The following is a 452-nucleotide window of genomic DNA, read 5'->3' on the forward strand; positions in this document are numbered from 1 at the left end:
GGTGAAAAGCCTCGGCTGAATCAAACGGCAGGGGGTGGAGGGGAACGCTGCCAGCGGCAACCCTGCCGTATCATATAAAATCGTTAATCCGCCGCGGAGGATTTCCGGGGCGGACGCGCTCACCGCCGGCGTGTATCGGTACGGAGCGGACTGCATTGCCGAAGCCGTCGACAGGCAAAAGAAAAAGCTGGAAGACGAGCTAAAAGCTCCGTTTCCTGCGCTCGCGGTACTCGTCAATCTGTTCGGGAAAGGGAAAGCGAAAAAAGAACAGCTCCGGGCTATGAACGAAGTGCTCGATACGCTGCAGAAAGCGTCCGTAACATTACAGTCCCTCGCCGACAGAGCGAAGAACGCGGGAAAACTGTAGGGGACGGCATGATATACGTTCAGACCCGTTCGGCAAAAGTCGACTATGAATTTTTTGGCGCAGCGCCTAAAGAGCACTGGTGGTC

1 protein-coding gene is annotated in these 452 nt (G+C 56.0%); it reads left to right on the forward strand.

Features of this window, described 5'->3' with window-relative positions:
- Positions 1-34 precede the first annotated feature (34 nt).
- On the forward strand, positions 35-367 hold the full coding sequence (locus tag AWU74_RS08400) for a hypothetical protein (RefSeq protein ID WP_062328839.1): 333 nt from the start codon (positions 35-37) through the stop codon (positions 365-367).
- Positions 368-452: the final 85 nt, after the last annotated feature.

The sequence above is a fragment of the Treponema endosymbiont of Eucomonympha sp. genome, from assembly GCF_001028545.1.